The 5,221-nt window shown below is 59.8% G+C and carries 4 protein-coding genes; all 4 read left to right on the top strand.

Features of this window, described 5'->3' with window-relative positions:
• The first annotated feature begins 96 nt into the window (after window positions 1-96).
• Entirely contained in the window at window positions 97-669 is a 573-nt protein-coding gene (locus V3W31_07225; protein MEE9614730.1) for a hypothetical protein, read from the top strand.
• Between the two features lie 91 nt (window positions 670-760).
• Complete coding sequence (locus tag V3W31_07220) at window positions 761-3,436, top strand: valine--tRNA ligase (GenBank protein ID MEE9614729.1); 2,676 nt, start codon at window positions 761-763, stop codon at window positions 3,434-3,436.
• Between the two features lie 43 nt (window positions 3,437-3,479).
• On the top strand, window positions 3,480-4,361 hold the full coding sequence (nadC, locus tag V3W31_07215; GenBank protein ID MEE9614728.1) for a carboxylating nicotinate-nucleotide diphosphorylase: 882 nt from the start codon (window positions 3,480-3,482) through the stop codon (window positions 4,359-4,361).
• On the top strand, window positions 4,337-5,221 hold an 885-nt coding region (locus V3W31_07210), incomplete at its 3' end, for a biotin--[acetyl-CoA-carboxylase] ligase (GenBank protein MEE9614727.1). The genes nadC and V3W31_07210, both read left to right, overlap by 25 nt.

Genomic DNA, 5,221 nt, shown 5'->3' with positions numbered 1-5,221 from the left:
CCTCCTCCGGCCGAAGCGGCACCACCGCCTCCTCCGGTCGAAGCGGTACCTCCGCCAGCACCACCGGCCGCAGCGGCACCGGGGGTCGAGCCCCCTATGCCCTCTGACGTATGGGAGGCGGGGGATTTTCTTGGCGGACCGGAGGTAGAAGAGGCTTCGGCCTCCGCCGAGGACGACGAAGACATATTCGGAATATCATCGGAAGAGGAAGGGGGAGGGGAAGGGGAAAAACCGGCAGAGGAGTTCTTTGATATGGAGTTGGGCGCGGAGGACATAGCGCCAATCGAAGAGGTCGGCGCACCGGCCGTGGAACTACCGGTTGCACCCGCGGCCGCACCGGAGCCGACTCCCGTAGTGGAACCACCGGCACCGGTCATAGAACCACCGGAGGCACCCGCCCCCTGGGAGCCGGAGGAGGCTCCGCCCATGGCCGCACCGGAGCCGACTCCCGTTGCCGCACCGGAACCGCCGCCCCTCAGGGCGACAGAGGAGGCTATAATGGCTGAAATCGGAGCAATACCGAAAGACCAGCTCGAAGAAATAGTCAGGAAGGTATCCCGCGAGGTCGTAGAGGAGATAGCCTGGGAGGTAATACCCGAGCTCGCCGAGGAACTCATAAAAAACGAGATTGTCGACAAGATCCGCTCGGCCATGATAAAACAGAAATGATAGAGCAGGACTAAACGCGCACGAAAAACCTCTTTATCCTTAAAGAATCCCCGCCCCCTACGGCGGGGTTCTTCAATTTTGAAGGCCCGCTATGAGCAACGGAAAAGAACTCGCAAAGATATACGAGCCCGGAGCGGTGGAGGGGCGGTGGTCCGCCCGTTGGCTCGAAAAACGCCTTTTCACGGCGGACCCGGCCTCAAGCAAAGAGCCCTTCACCATGGTCATCCCTCCGCCGAACATAACCGGCACGCTTCACCTCGGTCACGCCCTTAATAACACGCTCCAGGATATAATGGCCCGCTATAAGAGGATGCGGGGCTTTAACGTCCTCTGGGTACCCGGCATAGATCACGCCGGCATAGCCACGCAGAACGTCGTCGAGAAAAAACTTCACGAAGAGGGGTCGGACCGCCATAAGCTCGGCCGCGACGAGTTCATAGAGAGGGTCTGGCAGTGGAAGGAGGAGAGCGGCGGGGCCATTATAAACCAGCTCAAGCGGCTCGGCTCCTCGTGCGACTGGACCAGGCAGCGCTTCACCATGGACGAGGGGCTCTCACGGTCCGTGCGCGAGGTCTTTATATCCCTCTACAAAGAAGGGCTCATATACAGGGGCGACTACATAATAAACTGGTGCCCCAGATGCCACACCGCGCTCTCCGACCTGGAGGTCGAGGCGGAGGAGACCGACGGAAGCCTCTGGCACCTCGTCTACCCGGCAAAGGACGGCAAAGGGAGCATTACCGTGGCCACCACCCGGCCCGAGACCATGCTCGGCGACGTGGCCGTGGCTGTAAACCCCGAGGACAAGCGCTATAAAAAACTTATTGGAAAGACCCTCCTCCTCCCTCTCATCGGGAGAGAGATACCGGTTATAACCGACCCGTCGGTCGATATGGAGTTCGGCACCGGGGCGGTGAAGATAACCCCGGCCCACGACTTCAACGACTTCGAGATGGCCTCCCGCCACGACCTGCCCTCGATAAGCATCATGGACATGGACGCCCGCATGAACGAAGCGGCCGGGAGCTATAAGGGACTTACCCGGTACGAGGCAAGGGAGAAGGTCGTAAAAGACCTTACCGCCCTGGGGCTCCTCAAGAAGACCGAAAAGTACGCCGTCCGGCTCGGCTCCTGCTACAGGTGCGGGACCGTGGTGGAGCCGACGCTCTCGAAGCAGTGGTTCGTAAAGGTAAAGCCCCTTGCCGAGCCCGCCATAAAGGCCGTTCAAGACGGGGAGACCGTCTTTGTCCCGAAGAGCTGGGAGAAGACCTACTTCGAATGGATGAGGAACATCCGCGACTGGTGCATCTCCCGGCAGATCTGGTGGGGACACAGGATACCGGCATGGCACTGCAAGGACTGCGAACACATAACCGTCTCCACCTCCGACCCCGCGGCTTGCGAAAAGTGCGGTGGCAAAAAGATCGAGCAGGACCCCGACGTGCTCGACACATGGTTCTCCTCGGCGCTCTGGCCGTTCTCCACTCTCGGCTGGCCCGAGAAGACGCCGGAGTTAAAAACCTTCTACCCTACCTCCGCGCTCTTTACGAGCTTCGACATAATATTTTTCTGGGTCGCCCGCATGATGATGATGGGCTTGAAGTTCAGGGGTGAGGTGCCGTTCAAAGAGGTCTACATACACGCCCTCATCCGCGACGCCGAAGGGAAGAAGATGAGCAAGAGCAAGGGCAACGTCATCGACCCGCTCGTCATGATGGATAAGTACGGCACCGACGCGCTCCGGTTCTCGCTCGCGGCCTTCGCCGCGCAGGGGCGCGACATAAAGCTCGCCGAAGACAGGATAGAGGGCTACCGGAACTTTTCCAACAAGCTCTGGAACCTCGCGCGCTTCACCCTTATGAGCGTGGACAAAGACGCCACGGGCGGCTTCGATATAGCGGTCGATAAGTACACAACGGCGGACAAGTGGATTATAACGAAGCTCGACGAGTGCTACAATACGGTTGGGAGGTCCATAGACCGCTACCAGTTCGACGCGGCGGCAAGGGCGCTCTACTCCTTTATATGGCACGAGCTCTGCGACTGGTACGTGGAGCTCGTAAAGCCGGACCTTCGTGGAGAGGGGGGGGGAGAGAACGGGGAGGACAGAAAAAGGATCGCATCGAGCGTTCTCTTGAGCGTGCTCGAAGACACCATGAAACTCCTCCACCCCTTCATGCCCTTCATAACCGAGGAGATATACTCTTACCTGCCGGGTGGGAAAAGAAAAAAAGAGCAGTGCCTGATGGAAGAGCTCCTCCCCAGCGAGCGGGACGTCTACCCCGAAGAGGCCCGCGAGATGGAGAGCTTGATGGAGGTCATAAAGGCAATAAGGAACATACGGACGGAGATGAACGTCCCGCCCGGAACCCCGCTCGACTGCGTGTGCCTGCCGGCCGACGAAGCCGGGAGACGAACGCTTACCAGGGGCGAAGGGTACATAAAGAGCCTCGCGCGGGTGGAAGGGTTTACAATCGGCGGAGAAAAGCCCGAGCAGGCGGCCTTCTCCATCGCCGACGGCGTGGAGGTCTACGTGCCGCTAAAAGGGCTTATAGACGTTGACTCCGAGACAAAGAGGCTCGGCAAAGAGCTTGAAAAGCTCCTGAAAGACTTTTCGAGCGTGGAGAAAAAGCTCTCGAACGAGGAGTTCCTCGGCAAGGCCCCTAAAGAGATCATAGAGAAACAGAAGGTGCGGCTCGAGGGGCTACGGGAGAAGAGGTCGAAGGTCGAGGCCGGACTCGAGAGGCTCAAAAGCCTCGGGGAATAAGATGAACGGACGCACGGGTATGAAGACGAAAACTAAAACTAAAATGAAAACGAAAAAACGTACCACGCCGCGCCTCGACAGGTACACCGAAGTGCTCATACGGGCGGCCCTTGTCGAGGACCTCGGGCCGGGCGACATAACCACCGACGCCGTGGTGCCCAGGGGGACGCAGGGCTCGGCGAGTATCGTGGCGAAGCAGCCGCTCATCGTCTGCGGCCTGAGCGTCGCCGGAAGAGTATTCGCCTCGGTCGACAGAAGGCTCTGCTTCACCCCGCTCGCGAAGGACGGCGCGCGGGTAAGGAAGGGTGCTGTCATAGCGAAAGTGGAAGGAGGACTTCGGGGGATACTCTCCGGCGAGAGGGTGGCGCTTAACTTCCTCCAGAAACTCTCCGGCGTAGCGACGCTTACAAGTGAGTTCGTGAAGAAAGCGGGGAAGCGGGGGCCCAGGATACTCGACACCCGCAAGACCACCCCGTGCATGAGGATACTCGAAAAGTACGCCGTAAAGACCGGCGGGGGAGAGAACCACAGGCTGGGCCTCTTCGACGCCGTACTTATAAAGGATAACCACATAACGGCGGCGGGCGGGGTAGGCAAGGCGCTCGATGCCGTTAAGAAACGTTACCGGGGGAAGGTCTCGGTGGAGGTGGAGACAAAAAGCCTCCAAGAGGTCCGCGAGGCGCTTCATGCGGGAGCGGACCTGATAATGCTCGACAACATGGGCGTGGCGAAGATAAAAAAGGCAATGGCCCTTATCGGCGAGAGGGCGCTCGTAGAGGTGTCGGGAGGCATAACGCTTGAAAACGTCGGAGAGGTGTCGCGCTCGGGCGTGGACTTCATCTCCGTCGGCGGGCTCACGCACTCCGCGCCCGCGGTCGACATCTCGCTCAAGGTGACACGGTGTACACCCGGGAAGTCGAAATAGTACGGTTCCTCAAAGAGGAGAGCGGCTACCTGTCGGGACAGGCCATAAGCCGCGCGCTCGGCATCTCCAGGACGGCGGTCTGGAAACAGATCGGAAAGTTGAGGGAGGCCGGCTACTCCATAGAGGCGCGCCCGAGGAAGGGCTACCGCCTCACCGGCCCCCCTCCGTTCAACGGAATAGAGGTCGCCTCCTCCCTTGAAACGGAGTTCATAGGAAAAGGGGGAAACCTCCTCTTCTTCCCCATGCTCGACTCCACCAACTCGAAGGCCATGGAGCTCGCCAGGGCGGGCGCTCCCGAGGGGACCGCTATAATAGCCGACAGCCAGAGGGCCGGTAAGGGACGGCTCGGAAGGAGGTGGGAGTCCCCGCCGGGACTGAACCTCTACACCTCCATAATACTAAGGCCGAAGATATTGCCACAGGACGCCCAATCGCTCACACTCCTCTCGGCCGTGGCCACGGCCGAAGCCGTCGCCGCGTACAGCCCCGTAAAACCCACGGTAAAGTGGCCGAACGATATACTCATAGAGTCCTGCAAGGTCGCAGGCATACTGACCGAGATGAACTCGGAAATGGACAGGGTGAACTTCGTGGTGGTGGGCATCGGGGTGAACCTGAACGCGGCCCCCTCTCTCAGGCACGGCCGGATGCGGATCCCGGCCGTCTCCATCAAGGGAATGGAAAAAACCGGCTCGGACGTCCCCAGGGCCCGCTTTACCCAAACCCTTTATTCCGCGATGGAAAAATGGTATAAAGTATATCTTACCGACGGGCTCTCCCCGGTCGTGAGTGCATGGAGAGGATACTTCGCCTCGGAAGGCAAGCCGGTCAGGGTGAGCGGGCCTCCGAATATCGAGGGC

This window comes from Thermodesulfobacteriota bacterium, from assembly GCA_036482575.1.
In the GTDB taxonomy this organism is placed as follows: domain Bacteria; phylum Desulfobacterota; class GWC2-55-46; order GWC2-55-46; family JAUVFY01; genus JAZGJJ01.
Note: the sequence above shows the minus strand (reverse complement) of the source record. Positions and strands in the feature narration are given on the sequence as shown.